At 40.4% G+C, this 18,139-nt stretch carries 19 protein-coding genes; 18 read left to right on the forward strand and 1 reads right to left on the reverse strand.

Annotation, left to right across the window (positions count from 1 at the left end; translation table 11 throughout):
- Positions 1–162: 162 nt before the first annotated feature.
- The 12 genes from rnc to ylqF all read left to right on the forward strand — a co-directional run bounded on the left by rnc (position 163) and on the right by ylqF (position 11,440).
- The gene (rnc, locus tag DDE80_RS00685; RefSeq protein ID WP_108305766.1) at positions 163–921 is read left to right on the forward strand and encodes a ribonuclease III; all 759 of its coding nucleotides are present in this window, start codon (positions 163–165) and stop codon (positions 919–921) included.
- Positions 922–4,479 carry a chromosome segregation protein SMC gene (gene smc / locus DDE80_RS00690; protein ID WP_108305767.1) on the forward strand — a complete coding sequence of 1,186 codons (3,558 nt, stop codon included), beginning with the start codon at positions 922–924 and terminating at the stop codon, positions 4,477–4,479.
- Positions 4,479–5,726, forward strand: a complete 1,248-nt coding sequence (gene ftsY, locus DDE80_RS00695) for a signal recognition particle-docking protein FtsY (protein ID WP_108305768.1) — start codon at positions 4,479–4,481, stop codon at positions 5,724–5,726. The genes smc and ftsY overlap by 1 nt, the downstream gene beginning before the upstream one ends.
- A gap of 74 nt (positions 5,727–5,800) precedes the next feature.
- Complete coding sequence (locus DDE80_RS00700) at positions 5,801–6,133, forward strand: putative DNA-binding protein (protein WP_108305769.1); 333 nt, start codon at positions 5,801–5,803, stop codon at positions 6,131–6,133.
- Positions 6,134–6,145: 12 nt separating this feature from the next.
- A complete protein-coding gene (gene ffh / locus DDE80_RS00705) occupies positions 6,146–7,504 on the forward strand; it encodes a signal recognition particle protein (protein WP_108305770.1) in 1,359 nt (452 codons plus the stop codon).
- Between the two features lie 94 nt (positions 7,505–7,598).
- The gene (gene rpsP / locus DDE80_RS00710; protein ID WP_108305771.1) at positions 7,599–7,871 is read left to right on the forward strand and encodes a 30S ribosomal protein S16; all 273 of its coding nucleotides are present in this window, start codon (positions 7,599–7,601) and stop codon (positions 7,869–7,871) included.
- A gap of 15 nt (positions 7,872–7,886) precedes the next feature.
- Positions 7,887–8,117, forward strand: coding sequence for a KH domain-containing protein (locus DDE80_RS00715; protein ID WP_108305772.1), 231 nt, complete (start codon positions 7,887–7,889; stop codon positions 8,115–8,117).
- A gap of 57 nt (positions 8,118–8,174) precedes the next feature.
- Positions 8,175–8,693, forward strand: coding sequence for a ribosome maturation factor RimM (gene rimM, locus DDE80_RS00720; protein WP_108305773.1), 519 nt, complete (start codon positions 8,175–8,177; stop codon positions 8,691–8,693).
- Positions 8,694–9,416 carry a tRNA (guanosine(37)-N1)-methyltransferase TrmD gene (gene trmD, locus DDE80_RS00725; protein WP_108305774.1) on the forward strand — a complete coding sequence of 241 codons (723 nt, stop codon included), beginning with the start codon at positions 8,694–8,696 and terminating at the stop codon, positions 9,414–9,416.
- Positions 9,417–9,545: 129 nt separating this feature from the next.
- Positions 9,546–9,890: a 50S ribosomal protein L19 gene (rplS, locus tag DDE80_RS00730; RefSeq protein ID WP_108305775.1), complete on the forward strand. Its 345-nt coding sequence runs from the start codon at positions 9,546–9,548 to the stop codon at positions 9,888–9,890.
- A gap of 100 nt (positions 9,891–9,990) precedes the next feature.
- Positions 9,991–10,533 carry a signal peptidase I gene (lepB, locus tag DDE80_RS00735; RefSeq protein WP_108305776.1) on the forward strand — a complete coding sequence of 181 codons (543 nt, stop codon included), beginning with the start codon at positions 9,991–9,993 and terminating at the stop codon, positions 10,531–10,533.
- A 46-nt stretch (positions 10,534–10,579) separates the two neighbouring features.
- The gene (gene ylqF, locus DDE80_RS00740) at positions 10,580–11,440 is read left to right on the forward strand and encodes a ribosome biogenesis GTPase YlqF (protein ID WP_108305777.1); all 861 of its coding nucleotides are present in this window, start codon (positions 10,580–10,582) and stop codon (positions 11,438–11,440) included.
- A gap of 23 nt (positions 11,441–11,463) precedes the next feature.
- Here the strand turns inward: ylqF and DDE80_RS00745 are convergent, their stop codons facing one another.
- Positions 11,464–11,805, reverse strand: a complete 342-nt coding sequence (locus DDE80_RS00745; protein ID WP_108305778.1) for a hypothetical protein — start codon at positions 11,803–11,805, stop codon at positions 11,464–11,466.
- Between the two features lie 103 nt (positions 11,806–11,908).
- Between DDE80_RS00745 and DDE80_RS00750 the strand changes: the two genes are divergently transcribed.
- The 6 genes from DDE80_RS00750 (at position 11,909) to dprA (ending at position 18,062) form a co-directional block, all read left to right on the forward strand.
- Positions 11,909–12,688, forward strand: a complete 780-nt coding sequence (locus DDE80_RS00750) for a ribonuclease HII (protein ID WP_108305779.1) — start codon at positions 11,909–11,911, stop codon at positions 12,686–12,688.
- Entirely contained in the window at positions 12,685–14,538 is a 1,854-nt protein-coding gene (locus DDE80_RS00755; RefSeq protein WP_108305780.1) for a hypothetical protein, read from the forward strand. Before DDE80_RS00750 ends, DDE80_RS00755 begins: the two co-directional genes overlap by 4 nt.
- Complete coding sequence (locus tag DDE80_RS00760) at positions 14,535–14,825, forward strand: EscU/YscU/HrcU family type III secretion system export apparatus switch protein (RefSeq protein ID WP_108305781.1); 291 nt, start codon at positions 14,535–14,537, stop codon at positions 14,823–14,825. The genes DDE80_RS00755 and DDE80_RS00760 overlap by 4 nt, the downstream gene beginning before the upstream one ends.
- 200 nt (positions 14,826–15,025) lie before the next feature.
- Positions 15,026–16,186 carry an ADP-forming succinate--CoA ligase subunit beta gene (gene sucC / locus DDE80_RS00765; RefSeq protein WP_108305782.1) on the forward strand — a complete coding sequence of 387 codons (1,161 nt, stop codon included), beginning with the start codon at positions 15,026–15,028 and terminating at the stop codon, positions 16,184–16,186.
- 17 nt (positions 16,187–16,203) lie between these two features.
- Positions 16,204–17,106 (forward strand): succinate--CoA ligase subunit alpha, encoded by a 903-nt coding sequence (sucD, locus tag DDE80_RS00770; protein WP_108305783.1) that lies wholly within the window; start codon positions 16,204–16,206, stop codon positions 17,104–17,106.
- Between the two features lie 65 nt (positions 17,107–17,171).
- Positions 17,172–18,062, forward strand: coding sequence for a DNA-processing protein DprA (gene dprA, locus DDE80_RS00775; RefSeq protein WP_108305784.1), 891 nt, complete (start codon positions 17,172–17,174; stop codon positions 18,060–18,062).
- Positions 18,063–18,139: the final 77 nt, after the last annotated feature.

An 18,139-nucleotide genomic window follows, 5' to 3' on the forward strand; every position in this document is an offset into this window, starting at 1 on the left:
CACTTTACATCGACGTGTTCGATAGGGAGTGCCTCTTTTGTCGCTTTATGAGTGTTAAGGGCTATAGGAAAAGTAGTTGACAAAGTGACGAAATACTTTTGCACTATTACATTAGAAAAGGTACACTTAACGTTAGAAACTGAGTAGAAAGGTAGAATGTGTATGATTAATAAAAGAAGAGGAACGGCCCAAAAACCAGGTGTCATTCCAGAAAAAGCACGCATGCAATTTGATTTATTACAACAGAAGTTGGCAATTTCTTTTGCAAATAAATCATTATTATACCAAGCATTTACACATTCCTCTTATGTAAATGAGCATCGCAGAAAATTATTTACGGACAACGAGCGCTTAGAGTTTTTAGGGGATGCCGTATTAGAGCTATCCGTCTCCAAGTATTTATTTGAAAAATATCCAAATATGAGCGAAGGAGAATTAACGAAATTACGTGCTTCAATTGTATGTGAACCTTCATTAGTTATTTTCGCCAATGAATTAAATTTCGGTCACTATGTATTGCTCGGTAAAGGTGAAGAGTTAACAGGTGGTCGTGAGCGTCCTGCGTTACTGGCAGACGTCTTCGAAGCATTCATCGGCGCATTATACTTAGATCAAGATTTAGATACAGTTGTGCAATTTTTAGCACGAGTTGTCTTTCCTAAAGTAGATGTTGGTGCATTTTCGCATGCGATGGACTTTAAAAGTCAATTGCAAGAAATGGTGCAACAAGCGAGTAGTGGCACATTGAGTTACGAAATTATCGATGAGCGAGGTCCTGCGCATAATCGTACGTTCGTATCGAGTGTCTTATTAAATGACCAAGAGCTAGGTGTAGGGCGTGGCAAATCGAAGAAAGAAGCAGAGCAACAGGCAGCTCAATGCGCGATGCTCGTTATTAAAGAACAGCAAGGAGAAGGCTAAATGTATTTAAAACGCTTAGATATGGTAGGTTTCAAATCATTCGCTAAGCGTACGAGTATTGATTTTGTACCAGGGCTTACAGCAGTCGTTGGTCCAAATGGTAGTGGTAAAAGTAATGTTACGGATGCGATACGTTGGGTATTAGGTGAGCAGTCCGCTAAATCTTTACGCGGCGCTAAAATGGAAGATATTATTTTTTCCGGTAGCGATGCGCATCGTTCGGTTAACGTAGCAGAAGTAACGCTCATTTTAGATAATAGCGATGAACGCGTAAAGCTACCGTATAATGAGGTTAGCGTTACGCGTCGTGTACATCGCTCGGGCGAAAGTGAGTATTTACTTAATAATCAAGCTTGTCGCTTAAAAGATATTACAGACCTCTTTATGGATTCAGGCTTAGGAAAAGAAGCGTTCTCTATCATTTCGCAAGGCCGTGTCGACGAAATATTAAACAGTAGGCCGCAAGATCGCCGTGCGATATTTGAAGAGGCTGCGGGAGTTTTGAAGTATAAGCTACGAAAGAAAAAAGCGCAGCATAAATTATTCGAGACGAGTGAAAATCTTCTGCGTGTGTTAGATATTTCAAAAGAGTTAGCGCTACGCCTTCAACCATTAGAAGAGCAAGCAGTGAAAGCACGCGACTACTTACAAATGACAGAAGACGTAAAAGAATATGATATTGCAGTAATGGTAGCAGATGCTACTAACCATTTAACAGCTATGCAAGAAGCGAAGCAACTTGTAGACAATTATGAAGGTAAAGCGCTAGCCTTAGCTAATCAAATAGAAGAAATCGAAAGTGAATTATCACAGCTAACAGCTAAGAGAGAAGAGATGGCTACACAGTATGATGTAGTTAATGCTACATTAATGGAGGCTAGCACAGAAGTAGAGCGTTTAACAGGTTATCAAGCTGTTAGTGCAGAAAAGGAACAAAACCGCAAACAGCGTCTTGATGACTTAACAAAAGCTAAGCAAACATTACGTGAGCAACTCTTAGAATGGCAAGATAAGAAGCAACAGGCGAATGATGAGTATGCCAAACATCAACAGCAAATGAAAGCTTACGACTCTCAAATTAAACAGTTTGAGCATGTGTTACAACGCTCGGTAAAAGAGCTAGAGCAAGAAATTGAAATTCATCGCAATCATTATATTGATTTAAAAAATGAGCAAGTAGCTGTGCAAAATGATAAAAAGCATATTGAACAGCAAATTGAGCGTCACCAAACAACAGATTCTCGTGTACGTACGCAAACAGATGAAGCGAGTCATGCACTGTTAGCGTTAACAGAGCGCTATGAAGAAGTGAGTGTTAAGTACGAGCAGTTAACACAATTAAAAAATAGCTTAACAGCGCAATTAACAGAAAAACGCGCAGTGTTACTTGATCAACAAACGAAAACCGATAACAAACAAAAAATGTTATTTGAAGCTTATCAACACCAGCATCGCTTGAAAACACGTAAAGAAACGTTAGAAGAGCTAGCCGCTGATTTCTCAGGTTTTTATCAAGGTGTACGCGCAGTATTGCAAGCGCGCGACGAGGCATTGACAGGCATTGACGGTGCAGTAGCAGAGCTTATTCATGTGCCAAAACAATATACAGAAGCCATTGAAACTGCGCTCGGTGCAGCAAGCCAGCATATTATTACAACAGATGAGCGCGCAGCACAACAGGCTATTCACTATTTAAAACGTAAAAAAGAAGGCCGTGCGACATTTTTACCGCGTACGGTTATTCAACCACGCTTTGTGCCAGCGGACATTGTGGCGAGTATTAAAGCGCACCCTGCTTTTATTCAGATAGCAGCTAGTTTAGTAAAAGTTGATGAGAAGTATGCGCGTGTTGTGCAAAACTTACTTGGTGGTGTCATTGTAGCGCGCGATTTAGAAGGTGCAACAGCTATTGCCCGCATAGCAAATTTTCGCTACCGTGTAGTAACGCTCGATGGAGATGTTGTCAACACCGGCGGTTCATTAACAGGGGGCGCAGCAAAGCGTCAATCAAATGTCTTCTCTCGAAAAACAGAGCTAGAGGAGCTAGCTGTTAAACTTTCTACTATTGTCGAGCAAATTACCAAGGCTGAGCAAGATGTACAACAATCACAACAACGTAATCAAATGCTTAAAGAACAAGTAGTTGCTTTAACACAACAACTTGAAGAAGTAACGCGCCAAGCGTATGAAACACAAACGACGCAAACCGCTTTACAAAATGATAAAAAACATTTACAAGCGCGCGTAACAAGTGTTACGACGACACAAAATGATACAGAGCAGCAGCTTATGACATTGTCGAATGAACGTCAAAAGGCGACGGCGCGCATCGAAACTATTGAACAACAGCTCCTTGTGATTGATCAACAAGTAAAAACCTTGTTAGCGTTAAAAGAAAAAAGCGAGACAGAGCGCGATTCATTGCGTCAACAATTGGACGAACTGCGTCCGAAATTTGCCGTTACTAAGGAAAAGCGTAATCAAGCGAGTGAGCTTGTCGCACAATGTGACGTGACAATTGCTAAGCTACAAAAAGAAGTCACTGATATTTCCTCGGAAATAACGTGGTTTACAACGCAGGCAAATGAGCAAGATGCGCCGCAAGTCATCGCGCAAAAGATTGCGCATTCTCAAACGTTAAAACAGCAAAGTGAAGCGAAGCTCGTGCAGCTACGACAACAGCGTCAAGAAAACGAACAAACAATCCAACAGCGTCAAGAAACTTTACGTGAAATTCGCTTATCGCATCAAAGCTATAACGAGCAGTTACACAATAGTGAACTTAAAATGGAACGTGAAAAAAGTCGTATCACATATATCGAACAACAACTGTTAGAACAGTACGATTGGGATTTGCGCTCACAACAAGATGTGCCTGTATTAACGATTGACTTAGAGCAAGCGCGACGTCGCGTGAAATTATTGAAACAGTCAATCGAAGAATTAGGCACTGTAAACGTCAATGCGATTGCAGAGTATGCTGAAGTTAGCGAACGCTACCGCTTTTTAGAAGCACAACGTCAAGATTTATTAGAAGCGCAACAAACATTAAACGATGCAATTGAAGAGATGGACAGCGAAATGACCGCGCGCTTTAAAACAACGTTTGAAGAAATTCGCACGCATTTTCATGCCGCTTTTCGCGAGTTATTTGGCGGGGGAAAAGCTGATTTAGTATTGATTGATCCAACTAATTTATTAGAAACAGGTATCGAAATCATTGCACAACCACCAGGGAAAAAACTGCAAAACTTATCGTTACTATCAGGCGGTGAACGTGCACTCGTGGCAATTGCTATATTATTCGCGATTTTAAAAACGCGCCCCGTACCATTTTGCGTGTTAGATGAGGTTGAAGCAGCATTAGACGAAGCTAATGTAACACGCTATGTAGAATATTTACGCAAGTTAAGTGATGACACACAGTTCATTGTCATTACACACCGCAAAGGTACAATGGAAGGGGCCGACGTTCTGTATGGTATTACGATGCAAGAGTCGGGCGTATCGAAGTTAGTATCCGTAAAATTAGAACAATATGAAGAGGAGCGGTCATAATGAGCTTTTTTAAGCGATTAAAAGACAAGTTGATGGGTAATCCCGAAGAAGAGAAAAAAGAAATAGTGCAAGACGAAGCGGTCGAAGGTACGGAAGAAGCGAGTGAAGCGGAGCTACAACAAGAACATGTAGAAGAAGTGCTTCAACAGACAGAAGAAGTACCTAAAGCTCCAGAAGAAGTAGCGGAGATTGAAGAAGACGCAATCGAAGCTGAAGAAGTAGCGATCGAACAGCAAGAAGTAGAAGACGAGGAAGTGCAAGAAGAAAAAAAACCATCCGCTTGGTCGATTACAGCGAAATTTAAAGCAGGGCTTGCTAAAACACGCGATACCTTCACTTCAAAAGTGAATGATTTAGTAGCGCGTTATCGTAAAGTAGATGAGGACTTCTTTGAAGAACTAGAAGATGTTTTACTACAAGCTGACGTTGGCTTTGAAACGGTAATGGAATTAATGGACAAACTTCGCTTTGAAGTACAACGTCAAAACATTAAGGATACAGAAGGTATTCAAGCGATTATTTCGGAAAAATTAGTAGAGATTTATGAGCAAGGTGAAGAAAATACTGTAACACTTAACTTACAACCTGAAGGTGAATTAACGGTTATTTTATTTGTTGGGGTAAACGGTGTAGGTAAAACGACGACAATTGGTAAATTGGCTAACCGCTTGCAAAAAGAAGGTAAAACAGTAATGCTTGCAGCAGGTGATACATTCCGTGCAGGTGCTATTGACCAACTGCAAGTGTGGGGCGACCGCGTTGGTTGTGAAGTCGTGAAACAATCTGAAGGCTCTGATCCTGCAGCTGTAATGTTTGATGCAATCCAAGCCGCAAAAAAGCGCAATGTGGACGTATTAATTTGTGATACAGCTGGTCGCTTGCAAAATAAAGTCAATTTAATGAATGAATTAGAAAAAGTACACCGTGTTATTTCACGTGAAGTACCAAACGCACCTCACGAAGTACTATTAGCACTAGATGCGACAACAGGTCAAAATGCTTTAGTACAAGCTCAAACTTTCAAAGAAGTAACAGACGTTACAGGTATCGTACTAACAAAGCTTGATGGTACTGCTAAGGGCGGTATTGTGTTAGCGATTCGTAATAAGCTTCACATCCCTGTGAAATTTGTAGGGTTAGGTGAGCAAATGGATGATTTACAACCATTTGATGCAGAGCGCTATGTGTATGGTTTATTTGCTGAAGGACTTGAACAAGAGCTTGAAAAAATGACAGAAGAAGCATAATCAAGTATATTACCTTGACAGCTAAGCGCGTCGTTCGATATGATACAGTAGATTAACGACAGGAGAGAAATGGAATGCTACTTGAAAAAACAACGCGCATGAATTTCCTTTTCGACTTTTATCAAGCATTATTGACCGATAAACAACGTAGTTATATGGAACTTTATTATTTAGATGATCACTCTTTAGGAGAGATTGCAGATTCCTACGGTGTTTCACGTCAAGCGGTATATGATAATATTAAACGCACCGAAAAAATGCTTGAAGGCTATGAACAAAAATTATGCCTATTTGAGAAATTCGAAAAACGTAAAAGTATTTTACAAAAGTTACTAACAACAATCGAACAAAACGGTAATAATGAAGAGCAAAAAAAGCTCGTCGAACAGTTAAAGGAATGGGATTAGGAGGCGACTTAAGTGGCGTTTGAAGGATTATCGGAACGACTCCAGGAAACGATCCAAAAAATTAAAGGTAAAGGTAAGGTAACCGAGCAAGATGTTAAGGCGATGATGCGTGAAGTGCGCTTTGCCCTAATTGAAGCAGACGTTAACTTGCAAGTAGTAAAGCAATTCGTTAAAAACGTTAGTGAACGTGCGGTAGGCTCAGATGTTATGAAGAGCTTAACGCCCGGGCAGCAAGTTATTAAAATTGTACAAGATGAACTAACGACGTTAATGGGTGGCGAGCAGAGCCCGATTAAATTTAATACGAAGCCCCCGACTGTTATTATGATGGTCGGCTTACAAGGTGCGGGTAAAACGACGACAACAGGCAAACTCGCTAATGTACTGCGTAAAAAATACAACCGCAAACCATTGCTAGTAGCGGCGGATGTTTATCGCCCGGCGGCAGTACAACAATTAGAGACGCTTGGGAAACAGTTATCGATTCCTGTTTTTTCAATGGGTACAGAAGTATCACCTGTTGAAATTGCTGAAAAAGCAATTGAACAAGCGAAAGAAGATCATAACGATGTTGTTATCATCGATACAGCAGGACGTTTGCACATTGATGAGACATTGATGCAAGAGTTAAAAGATATTCGCGCGCTTAAAGAGCCTGATGAAATTTTCTTAGTCGTAGATGCGATGACAGGTCAAGACGCAGTGAATGTAGCGAATAGTTTTAACGATGCTTTAGGCATTACGGGCGTCATTTTAACGAAGCTAGATGGTGATACGCGTGGTGGTGCTGCGTTATCGATTCGTTCTGTTACACAAAAGCCAATTAAATTTGTTGGTATGGGTGAAAAAATGGATGCTTTAGAGCCGTTCCATCCAGAACGTATGGCATCACGTATTTTAGGTATGGGTGATATGCTATCGCTAATCGAAAAGGCGCAAGCTCAAGTAGATGAAGATAAAGCAAAAGAGCTAGAAGAAAAATTTAAAACACAAAGCTTTACGTTTGATGATTTTATCGAGCAGTTGCAACAAGTGAAAAAAATGGGCCCGCTTGATGAAATTTTAAAAATGATTCCAGGGGCTAATAAAATTAAAGGGTTAGAAAACGCTAAGGTCGATGACAAGCAAATGGCGCATTTAGAAGCGATTATTTATTCGATGACACCAGCGGAAAAAACGAACCCAGATATCATTAACTCGAGCCGTAAAAAGCGTATTTCACGAGGTTCAGGTCGACCGATTCAAGAAATTAATCGCCTGTTAAAGCAGTTTGAGGAAATGAAAAAAATGATGAAGCAAATGACAGGTATGGCTTCAGGTAAAGGTAAGAAAAAAATGAAATTACCTGGATTTGACTCGTTATTTAAGTAAAAAAATAAGTGTGTTAAGAAAAAACACTTTACAAACAAACCAAACATTGATAATATACTATCTTGTGTGAAACTTATTCGGAGGTGCAAAGAAAATGGCAGTTAAAATTCGTTTAAAACGTATGGGAGCTAAAAAATCTCCTTTCTATCGTATCGTAGTAGCAGACGCTCGCGCGCCACGCGACGGTCGTCAAATCGAAACAGTAGGTACTTACAACCCACTTACTCAACCAGCTACACTTAAAATCGATGAAGAGAAAGCTCTTAAATGGTTAGCTAACGGTGCAAAACCATCTGATACAGTTCGTAACCTGTTCTCAGATCAAGGCATCATGGAAAAATTCCATAACCAAAAATTCAGCAAATAATCGGAGGTGACGTCTTTGAAGCAGCTGATTGAAACAATCGTTTTACCGTTAGTCGATTATCCTGATGATGTACGCATTACAGCAGAAGAATCGGATAATCGCATTGTTTATCAACTTTTTGTTCATCCAGAGGATCGAGGGAAAGTCATAGGCAAGCAGGGGCGCGTTGCAAAGGCAATTCGTACAATTGTTTATTCAGCAGCAGGCAGTCACCATAAGAAGACTTACGTCGACATAGTGGATTAGAAAAGAGAGGAGCTTGCAAAAGTTCCTCTCTTTTTATTTATAAAAAGAGGTGAATACATGGAATGGTTTAATGTAGGTCGTATTGTCAATACGCATGGTGTGCGAGGAGAGGTGCGAATTTTATCGACGACTGATTTTGAAGAGGAACGATTTTACGTTGGCAGTCGCTTAGCTGCTTTTAAGAAAGGTGACAAGAAGCCAACGTGGTTAACAATCGCTACAGTTCGTCGGCATAAAAACTTTATTTTATTAACGTTTGAAGGCATACATAATATAAATGATGTATTGCCATATAAAGAGGGATTATTAAAAATTACGAAAGATCAAATGGAGGAAGATGTGCTCACTGAACACGAATATTACTTCCATGAGATTATCGGTTGTAAAGTAGTGTCAGAAGAAGATGGCGATGTTATTGGTGAAATTATAGATATTTTACAAACAGGCGCCAATGATGTTTGGGTCGTTAAAGGCGCAAAGAAAGAACATTATATTCCTTATATTGAAGATGTCGTACGTGAGATTAATGTAGAGGATAAAGTAATTACAATTTATGTGATGGAAGGGCTTTTGTAAATGAATATTCATGTGCTAAGTTTATTTCCAGATATGTTTAGTGGTGTGTTTGGTTCTTCGATTTTAAAGAAAGCGCAAGATAAAGGAGCCGTTACATTGCAAGTCACAGATATTCGTGAATTTGCCTATGATAAGCATCGTCAAGTCGACGACTATCCTTATGGTGGTAGCGCTGGTATGGTACTGAAGCCAGAGCCGATGTTTGAGGCAGTCGAAAAGATTGCGGCAGGACGTCAGCCAAGGGTCGTATTATTATGCCCACAAGGCGAACGCTATACGCAACAAAAAGCAGAAGAGTTTGCACGAGAAGAAGAGCTTATTTTACTATGTGGTCATTATGAAGGGTATGATGAGCGCATTCGCGAATATTTAGTAACGGATGAAATATCTATCGGTGATTATGTATTAACAGGTGGCGAAATTGGTGCGATGACAATTGTCGATAGCGTCGTACGTCTTTTACCTGGCGTATTAGGGCAAGAGGCTTCTCATGTTAATGATTCATTTTCGACAGGATTATTAGAACACCCTCATTATACACGTCCCGCTGACTTTAGAGGTATGAAAGTACCCGATATTTTACTGTCTGGTCATCATGCAAATATTGAAAAGTGGCGTGAACAACAATCGCTAAAGCGCACGTATGAGCGACGCCCAGATTTGTTAGAAAATTATCCATTAACTGATGAACAGCGCGCCTATTTAGCAACGCTAAAAAAATGAAAAAACACTTGTAAGCGCTAGTTTTTTATGGTATCATTCACTTTGTACTTCTTTGTAGAAGTACCGCATTACGATGTTCCGCTGCAACTAGTATTGTAAGAGCGTCTGTATATAAGGAGAGAAAACGTAATGACAAACATTATTTCAGAAATTACAAAAGAGCAACTTCGCACAGACCTACCTACTTTCCGTGCTGGTGATACAGTTAAGGTACACGTTAAAGTAGTAGAGGGTACTCGTGAGCGTATCCAAGTATACGAAGGTGTTGTAATCAAACGTCGTGGTGGCGGCATTAGCGAAACTTTCACAGTTCGTAAAATTTCTTACGGTGTAGGTGTTGAACGTACATTCCCTGTACACACACCAAAAATCGCTCAATTAGAAGTTACACGTCGCGGTAAAGTACGTCGCGCTAAACTTTACTACCTACGTAACCTACGTGGTAAAGCAGCACGTATTAAAGAAATTCGATAATCAAGCTGAAAAAGGAGTTCGCCTGCGAACTCCTTTTCTTTTTGCTTGTCATAAAGAATAATTATCTACTACAATGTAGAGTAGTAAAGGAGTGGCATACATGGCTGAGAAAGAAGTAGCCCCAAAAAATGAATTTTGGGAATGGACGAAAGCATTGTTGATTGCATTTGCAGTAGCAGCGCTTGTGAAGTATTTTTTATTCACACCGATTGTGGTGGACGGGGAGTCGATGACGCCAACACTGCAAGACCGTGACCGTATGATCGTTAATAAAATTGGTTATACTATTGGTGGACCAAAACGTTTTGATATTGTGGTCTTCCATGCACCAGCTGGCAAAAACTATATTAAGCGTATTATTGGCTTACCTGGCGATAAGGTAGAGTATCGCAATGATCAGCTATATATTAATGATGAGCCACTCGATGAGCCATATTTAGAAGAAAAGAAAGCGTTGTTATTAGACGGTACGCTCACTGAAGACTTTGTGGAGCAAGTGCCAGAAGATACGATTTTCGTAATGGGAGACAATCGCCGAGGAAGTACGGATAGCCGTCATATCGGCCCTGTAGAAAATGAAAAAGTTATCGGTAAAACGAGCATTGTCTTTTGGCCATTTAAAGAAATTCGTACGGTAAAGTAAAAGGGAGCCGCGTGCTTCCTTTTTTTCAAGAAAGGATGTAAGAAATATGACGATTCAATGGTTTCCTGGGCATATGGCGAAAGCCCGCCGTCAAGTGACAGAAAATTTAAAGTTAGTAGATATTATTTTTGAGCTTGTAGATGCGCGCCTACCGCTTTCTTCACGCAACCCGATGTTAGATAGCATTATTCATCAAAAGCCGCGCCTACTCATTCTAAATAAGGCTGATATGGCAGATGAACATGAGACACAAAAGTGGGTGACTTACTTTGAAGAGCGCAATCAAGTAGCGGTTGCAATTAATTCACTTGAAGGTAAAGGTTTGCAAAAAGTAACGAAAGCTGCGCAAGGCATTCTAGCGGAAAAGTTTGACCGTATGCGTCAAAAAGGAATGAAGCCACGTGCGATTCGCGCAATGATTGTTGGCATACCTAACGTCGGAAAGTCAACGCTCATTAATCGCTTAGCGAAAAAGAATTTAGCAAAGACCGGTAATATGCCAGGTGTTACAAAAGCACAGCAGTGGATTAAAGTAGGTAAAGATATTGAATTGCTTGATACACCTGGGATTTTATGGCCAAAATTCGAAGACCAAGAAATTGGCTACAAGTTGGCACTTACAGGAGCAATTAAGGATACGGTAACGAATATGGAAGATGTGGCAGTTTACGGACTTAAGTTTTTAGCTACACGTTATCCAAATCGTTTGCAAGATCGCTATGGTTTTAGTGTTCTACATGAAGATTTAGTCGAGACGTTTGACCATATCGGTAAGTTACGCCGCGTATTTGGACAAGGCGGCGAAATCGATTATGATCAAGTGGCTGAAATTATTGTACGTGATGTACGTGGTTTAAATTTTGGTCGTTTAACATTTGATTTTGTTGACGAAATGTTGCAAGAATAACAAAAAGGACTAGCTCATTGCGGCTAGTCCTTTTTATGTGCGAAAAAAACAGGGGCATGTGCATTTAACTGTTGCATTAGCGTTTTGCTACGTTCGCTATGCATTTGCTTCATTTCGCCGTTGGTTAATCGTTCCTTGTCGTCGTGCTTTTTACTTTCTTGTTCTACACGTAGCCAAAAGATTAGTTTTTGTGACAATAGCACGCGTACACCATTAGGCTTTACTAAATACACACGTTCAAAGCCATCCTCAAATACTGTAATTTTAGGACCGTCGTCTTGTGGCTTTTGCGCTTGTTCGTAATATTTGCGTTGGTCAGCGATAGCGCCATTGACGATGCGATTAGCGATTTGTGCAATTTCCATTCCTCTCACCTCAAGTAATGTATCGGATTAGAGAGGTTTTTCTTTTAGAAAACGATAAAATAACCGATAATAGGCATACGAATAAAGATTGAGGGGCGTAATTATGAAAACAGTAAAAGAAATTACACAAGCATTAAAAGAAGCGAATAGAGAAGAAGATTGGGTATTAGCATTAGCAAGTGATGAGCGTGCGGGTGTTCAAAAAGCATTGAAGCAGTTTTATGGTCGTTTAGCTAAAGCGCAGGAGGCACAGCAAGCACACGCTGAACGCGTCGTGTTTGACGATGTGTACCGCGCACAGTACGGTCCGCTAATTGCAGGTGTGGACGAAGCGGGACGTGGACCGCTAGCAGGACCTGTTGTTACGGCAGCGGTTATTTTGCCAAAGGACTTTGAGGTGTTTGAAGGTATCAATGATTCAAAGCAACTTACAAAAGAACAGCGCGCTAGCTATGCCGAAGTAATTAAGGCGCATGCAGTTGCTTACGCCATTCATTTTCAACCTGTGCAAGTAATTGATGCCATAAATATTTATGAAGCTACAAAGCGCTCTATGGCTCGCAGTGTAGGCTTATTAAAAGTGCAACCAGCAGGTGTGCTACTTGATGCTATGACGATTGCTACTTCCTTACCGCAACAAAATATTATTAAAGGAGATGCAAAAAGCTTAAGCATTGCTGCCGCTTCTATTTTAGCGAAAACCGCACGTGATGCTTATATGGATGAACTCGCATTAACTTATCCTAATTATGGCTTTGAGCAACATGCAGGCTACGGTACAAAGCAACATCTCGAAGCGCTGGCGAAGTACGGTGTAACACCAGAACACCGCTCGTCATTTGAACCGATTAAATCGATGGTCCAAGGAGGTTGGATAAAATGAATATGTCATTTCAAGCGATAACATCGAACGCTGGTGTGCAAAATACACAACAGCCGTTAGCGCTTCGACAAGGACAAGTATTTCATGGCACAATTAAGCAACTTTTTCCTGATCAAATGGCAGAAGTCCAAATTGGTGGGCATAAAATGGTTGCTAAACTTGAAGCACCGTTAAAAGCAGGAGATGCGCACTTTTTTCAAGTTACAGGCACCGCACCTCAAACAGAATTAAAAGTAGTAACCGGTCCTATGGGGCCTCAAATGTCACAGTCGCAACAAATGAATCAATTGCTTGATACGATGAATTTACCTAAAACGGCAGATATGCAAAAAGTAATGGCACATTTTATGAAGGAACAAACACCGATTGCAAAGGAACAACTTATTCAAGCAGAAGCCTGGTTGAAAAATTTAAGTGGACCAGAAAAACAACAGGCTTTAGTGGCATTAACGAAAATGGTGGAACTTAAAATGCCATTTACGAATGAAGTGTTTTCTGCTTTAATGAACGGTCAGAAAACATCAGGTATGACATCATCCCTTCAGCAAATTGCGACGTTGTTACAAAATGATACGTCACTTCCTGCGGATATGCGCCAAACGATGTTAGGTCAAATCAATCAGCTCGCTAAACCATTTGCGACAGAAACGGGCGGTGTGATGCTCGCTAAACTCGTGCAAACCTTACAAAATCCAAATGCCGCTATTGCGGATAAATTACAAGCGCTTCAAGTGCTAAAACAAGCAAATATTGTACCGCAAAATGCTACGGTGCAAAACTTCGCCACAACCCAAGGCGCGCAAATACCGACTAGTGCAGGGGCAATCGTAGGAGATGTGATGCAAGCGACACCTGCAACGATCAAAAATAGTACGGCTCAAATGCAAACATGGGTAGCTAATCAAACGACCTTAACAGATGCGCAAAAGCAACAAATTATGCAGTTAACGGAGCGTTTTACGCAATTGCCGATGACGACACAGACCATTCAATCATTTGGGAAGGCGTTGCAAAGTCAATTATTGGACGCTTTTAGTACAAATGCAACACAACAAATTTTTGGGCAAGATCAAGGGGCGAAAGAACAGCTATTATCATTACTACGTCCTGTCACAACCCAAAATCAGCAACAAATTTTTGAGCAACTTGCGCAACAATTGGCTAAGCCCCAACCAGCATTTATTCAAAATTTAGTAACGACTGCTGAAGCGGAAGTTACACAAGCAGTAGACGGTAAGGCAATGGCACATGCGATGCAACACGTCATGAAAGGGCTAGGCTTAAGTTATGAAGCGATGCTGAATCAAAAGGCGGCAGATACACAAGCGATTGCACAAATGCTAAAACCACAGTTGCTAAGCTTATTAGAGCAGCCTATTTCTCAAGAGATGCGTCAAGCAGGTGAAGTGCTATTATCACGTATGAATGGTATGCAACTTTTATCAGGGGAAAACGGACCGCAACAACAGCTGACAATGCAAGTGCCGCTTTCTTTTTTGGGTAAACATACAGAAGCCACATTGCAATGGAGTGGCCGTACAAAAGAAGATGGTAAAATTGATGCCGCGTATGCGCGTATTTTATTTTATTTACAAATGGACTCTTTGCAAGAAACAATGATTGATATGCAAGTACAAAATCGTATCGTAACGGTAAATTTATTTAATGATAATCCAGCATTAAAGGCACTTGCTGTTCCTTTTCAAGCGATGCTGAAGGAAGGTTTGGCTAAAAAAGATTACCAATTATCAGCAGTAGTCGTCAAAACATTTGAAGAGCAAAATACACCTAAACCACGTGTACTAAAACAGACTACTACACCTGCGACAGGGGTGGACTATCTCGTATGAATGATCAACAACATAAGCGGAAAGAGGCAATTGCGTTAACGTATGTTCCTGGAGAAAGTGCAGGACCTAAAGTTGTGGCAAAAGGTAAGGGCAAAATTGCTGAAAATATTTTAGCGAAAGCAAGTGAGCACGACATTCCTGTACATGAAGACCCAAGTTTGGTTGAACTGTTAGGACAACTTGATTTAAATGAAGCAATTCCTGAAGAGTTGTATCAAGCAGTAGCTGAAGTGTTTGCTTTTATCTATCGCGTAGATAAAGAACATAAATTAACGCGTAGACAATAAACTATACTATAAAAGAAAAACCATTAAGAGAAGTAGAGAAAAAAGTACTTTTCAGAATTAATTAACTACTTATACGATGATATTTGTGCATAAAAGATTATAAAATAAACATAAAAGACGAATATAGACATTATCAGAATCTTTGTATAGAATAGAAGTTGTGAGTAGAATCATGCAATTGTCTGATGGGAGGATGGAATATGAATATCCATGAATATCAAGCGAAAGAAATTTTGCGCAAGTACGGTGTAGCCGTACCAAAAGGTAATGTGGCTTTTTCACCGGATGAAGCGGTGAAAGTAGCAAAAGAACTTAACGCGGACGTGACAGTCGTTAAAGCTCAAATCCATGCAGGTGGTCGTGGTAAAGCAGGTGGCGTTAAAATTGCGCAAACGCTTGAGGAAGTTCGTTCTTATGCAAAGGAATTATTAGGTAAAATTTTAGTAACACATCAAACAGGACCTGAAGGTAAAGAAGTTAAACGTCTTTATATTGAACAAGGTTCAGATATTAAAAAAGAATATTATTTAAGCTTAGTCGTTGATCGTGCTACTTCGCGTGTAACATTAATGGGCTCTGAAGAAGGCGGTATGGATATTGAAGAGGTAGCAGCAGCTACTCCAGAGAAAATTTTCCATGAAGTCGTTGACCCTGTTTTAGGTTTAACAGCCTTCCAAGCACGACGTATGGCTTTCAATATGAATATCCCTACAAATCTTGTAGGTGGAGCTACAAAGTTAATGATGCGTTTATACGACGCATTTGTTGATACGGATGCTTCAACTGTTGAAATCAACCCATTAGCAATTACAGGGGACGGAGAGGTTATTGCATTAGATGCGAAGTTTAACTTTGACGATAATGCGTTATACCGTCATAAAAATATTGTGGAACTACGCGACTTTAACGAGGAAGATCCAAAAGAAATCGAAGCGTCTAAGCATGACCTTAGTTATATTTCATTGCACGGCAATATTGGGTGCATGGTAAATGGAGCAGGTTTAGCGATGGCTACGATGGATACGATTAGTTATTATGGCGGCACACCAGCTAACTTCTTAGACGTTGGGGGCGGTGCTACAGCAGAGAAAGTAACAGAAGCTTTTAAAATTATTTTATCAGACGAAAATGTAAAAGGTATTTTTGTTAATATTTTCGGTGGTATTATGAAGTGTGATGTTATTGCGGCGGGTGTTATTACAGCTGCTAAAGAAGTTGGTTTAGCTGTACCACTTGTCGTTCGCTTAGAAGGAACAAATGTAGAAATTGGTAAAAAGATGTTAAACGAATCAGGTTTAAATATTGTTGCAGCGGATTCGATGGCAGATGGCGCGCAAAAAATCGTCAAATTAGTAGGGTAATAAGGGGGATTTATAGGATGGCTGTTTTTATTAATAAGGACACAAAAGTAATTGTACAAGGTATTACGGGCGAAACAGCGCTATTCCATACGCGCCAAATGATTGATTATGGCACGAAAATTGTAGCGGGTGTAACACCGGGAAAAGGCGGTCTTGAAATTGAAGGCGTGCCTGTTTTTAACACGGTAGAAGAAGCGGTTAAAGCAACTGGCGCAACCGTATCAGTAATTTATGTACCCGCACCGTTTGCAGCAGATGCAATTTTAGAAGCGGTTGATGCTGAACTGGAATTAACCATTTGTATTACGGAGCATATTCCAGTATTAGATATGGTAAAAGTTAAGCGTTATATGGAAGATAAAAAGACACGTTTAGTCGGTCCAAACTGTCCGGGCGTTATTACGGCTGAAGAGTGTAAAATTGGTATTATGCCAGGTTATATTCATACAAAGGGCCATGTAGGGGTTGTTTCACGTTCTGGTACCTTAACGTATGAAGCTGTGCATCAATTAACACAAGAGGGTATTGGCCAAACAACAGCTGTAGGTATTGGTGGCGACCCAGTTAACGGTACAAACTTCATCGATACATTAAAGGCATTCAATGAAGATGAGGATACGTATGCAGTAGTTATGATTGGTGAAATTGGCGGTACAGCTGAGGAAGAAGCTGCAGAATGGATTCAAGCCAATATGACAAAACCTGTAGTGGGCTTTATCGGTGGTCAAACAGCACCTCCTGGTAAACGTATGGGCCACGCTGGTGCCATTATCGCAGGTGGTAAAGGTACAGCGAAAGAAAAAATCAAAGCGATGAACGCAGCAGGAATCGAAGTTGCTGAGACACCATCTGTTATTGGTGAGACATTAATTAAAGTATTAAAAGAAAAAGGGCTATACGAAAAATGTAAAACCCATTAATATGAAAGGTACAGCCGTGTGCTGTACCTTTTCTTTTGTTTGCGGTATTTGAGGAGGAAACTTTTATGGATACCGTAACGCAACACTTATTAGCACTTCACTATATTACCCCAGTGACAGTAAAAACGGCAGCTAACCTTATTGACAAGGGCTGGCTACAGCAATTTCATCAATTAACAACTAAACAAATAGCGCATGCTTTGCGTACAAATGACAAGCGTGCTTTGCACATTCAACAGCAATTTCTTGAAGTAAATCGAACAGACTTCGAAGCTTATTATGCTAAACAAGCGATAAAACCATTACCTTTCTACTTTCCGAATTACCCTAAGGGACTACTTTCGATTTATGATGCGCCAGCGGTACTGTATGCTAAAGGTAACGTTTCTTTATTGGCGCGTCCTGCAGTGGCAGTGATAGGTTCACGCCAAGCAAGCGATTATACAACGCGTGCTTTGCAACACATTTTACCTAGACTATGTGATGAAAAGATTGTAACCATTAGCGGGCTAGCGATAGGAGCGGATACGCTTGCGCACAAGCTAACAATCGAAAATAAAGGGCAAACAGTTGCTGTTTTAGGAAGTGGGTTTTATCATATATACCCTAGGCAAAATGAGCAACTAGCCAAGCATCTGAGTGAGCAACATCTTTTGTTAAGCGAGTACGCGCCTTATGTAAAACCTGCGAGGCATCACTTTCCGATGCGCAATCGCATTGTGAGTGGTCTTGCTCATGCGCTTATCGTAACTGAAGCGATGAAAAAAAGCGGCACATTAATTACGACAGAGTTTGCTTTAGATGAAGGCAAAGATGTTTTTGTTGTGCCAGGACCTATTGATTCAAAGCTTTCTGAAGGTACGAATCATTTGATTACAGAAGGAGCAATTCCGCTCATTAATAGCGAGCAAATTATTGAAGCATTACAAAGAAAAATAGAAAATGAGTTGCAATAAAATGAAATGTGTTATACATTTTGCAACAGGTGAACTTAAAAAAGCAGTAATAGTAAGCCTCTAACTAAGGGGGAAAA

The sequence above is a fragment of the Metalysinibacillus jejuensis genome, from assembly GCF_003057615.1.
Classification (GTDB): Bacteria; Bacillota; Bacilli; order Bacillales_A; family Planococcaceae; genus Metalysinibacillus; species Metalysinibacillus jejuensis.

Bases quoted from the DNA above. Each gene is read 5' to 3' on its own strand.
- dprA (WP_108305784.1), top strand. From the start codon at position 17,172: ATGGATACCGTAACGCAACACTTATTAGCACTTCACTATATTACCCCA.
- ylqF (WP_108305777.1), top strand. From the start codon at position 10,580: ATGACGATTCAATGGTTTCCTGGGCATATGGCGAAAGCCCGCCGTCAA.
- DDE80_RS00745 (WP_108305778.1), bottom strand. From the start codon at position 11,805: ATGGAAATTGCACAAATCGCTAATCGCATCGTCAATGGCGCTATCGCT.
- DDE80_RS00755 (WP_108305780.1), top strand. From the start codon at position 12,685: ATGAATATGTCATTTCAAGCGATAACATCGAACGCTGGTGTGCAAAAT.
- DDE80_RS00750 (WP_108305779.1), top strand. From the start codon at position 11,909: ATGAAAACAGTAAAAGAAATTACACAAGCATTAAAAGAAGCGAATAGA.
- rimM (WP_108305773.1), top strand. From the start codon at position 8,175: ATGGAATGGTTTAATGTAGGTCGTATTGTCAATACGCATGGTGTGCGA.
- lepB (WP_108305776.1), top strand. From the start codon at position 9,991: ATGGCTGAGAAAGAAGTAGCCCCAAAAAATGAATTTTGGGAATGGACG.
- DDE80_RS00700 (WP_108305769.1), top strand. From the start codon at position 5,801: ATGCTACTTGAAAAAACAACGCGCATGAATTTCCTTTTCGACTTTTAT.
- DDE80_RS00760 (WP_108305781.1), top strand. From the start codon at position 14,535: ATGAATGATCAACAACATAAGCGGAAAGAGGCAATTGCGTTAACGTAT.
- sucD (WP_108305783.1), top strand. From the start codon at position 16,204: ATGGCTGTTTTTATTAATAAGGACACAAAAGTAATTGTACAAGGTATT.
- rnc (WP_108305766.1), top strand. From the start codon at position 163: ATGATTAATAAAAGAAGAGGAACGGCCCAAAAACCAGGTGTCATTCCA.
- sucC (WP_108305782.1), top strand. From the start codon at position 15,026: ATGAATATCCATGAATATCAAGCGAAAGAAATTTTGCGCAAGTACGGT.
- smc (WP_108305767.1), top strand. From the start codon at position 922: ATGTATTTAAAACGCTTAGATATGGTAGGTTTCAAATCATTCGCTAAG.
- rpsP (WP_108305771.1), top strand. From the start codon at position 7,599: ATGGCAGTTAAAATTCGTTTAAAACGTATGGGAGCTAAAAAATCTCCT.
- ftsY (WP_108305768.1), top strand. From the start codon at position 4,479: ATGAGCTTTTTTAAGCGATTAAAAGACAAGTTGATGGGTAATCCCGAA.
- trmD (WP_108305774.1), top strand. From the start codon at position 8,694: ATGAATATTCATGTGCTAAGTTTATTTCCAGATATGTTTAGTGGTGTG.
- rplS (WP_108305775.1), top strand. From the start codon at position 9,546: ATGACAAACATTATTTCAGAAATTACAAAAGAGCAACTTCGCACAGAC.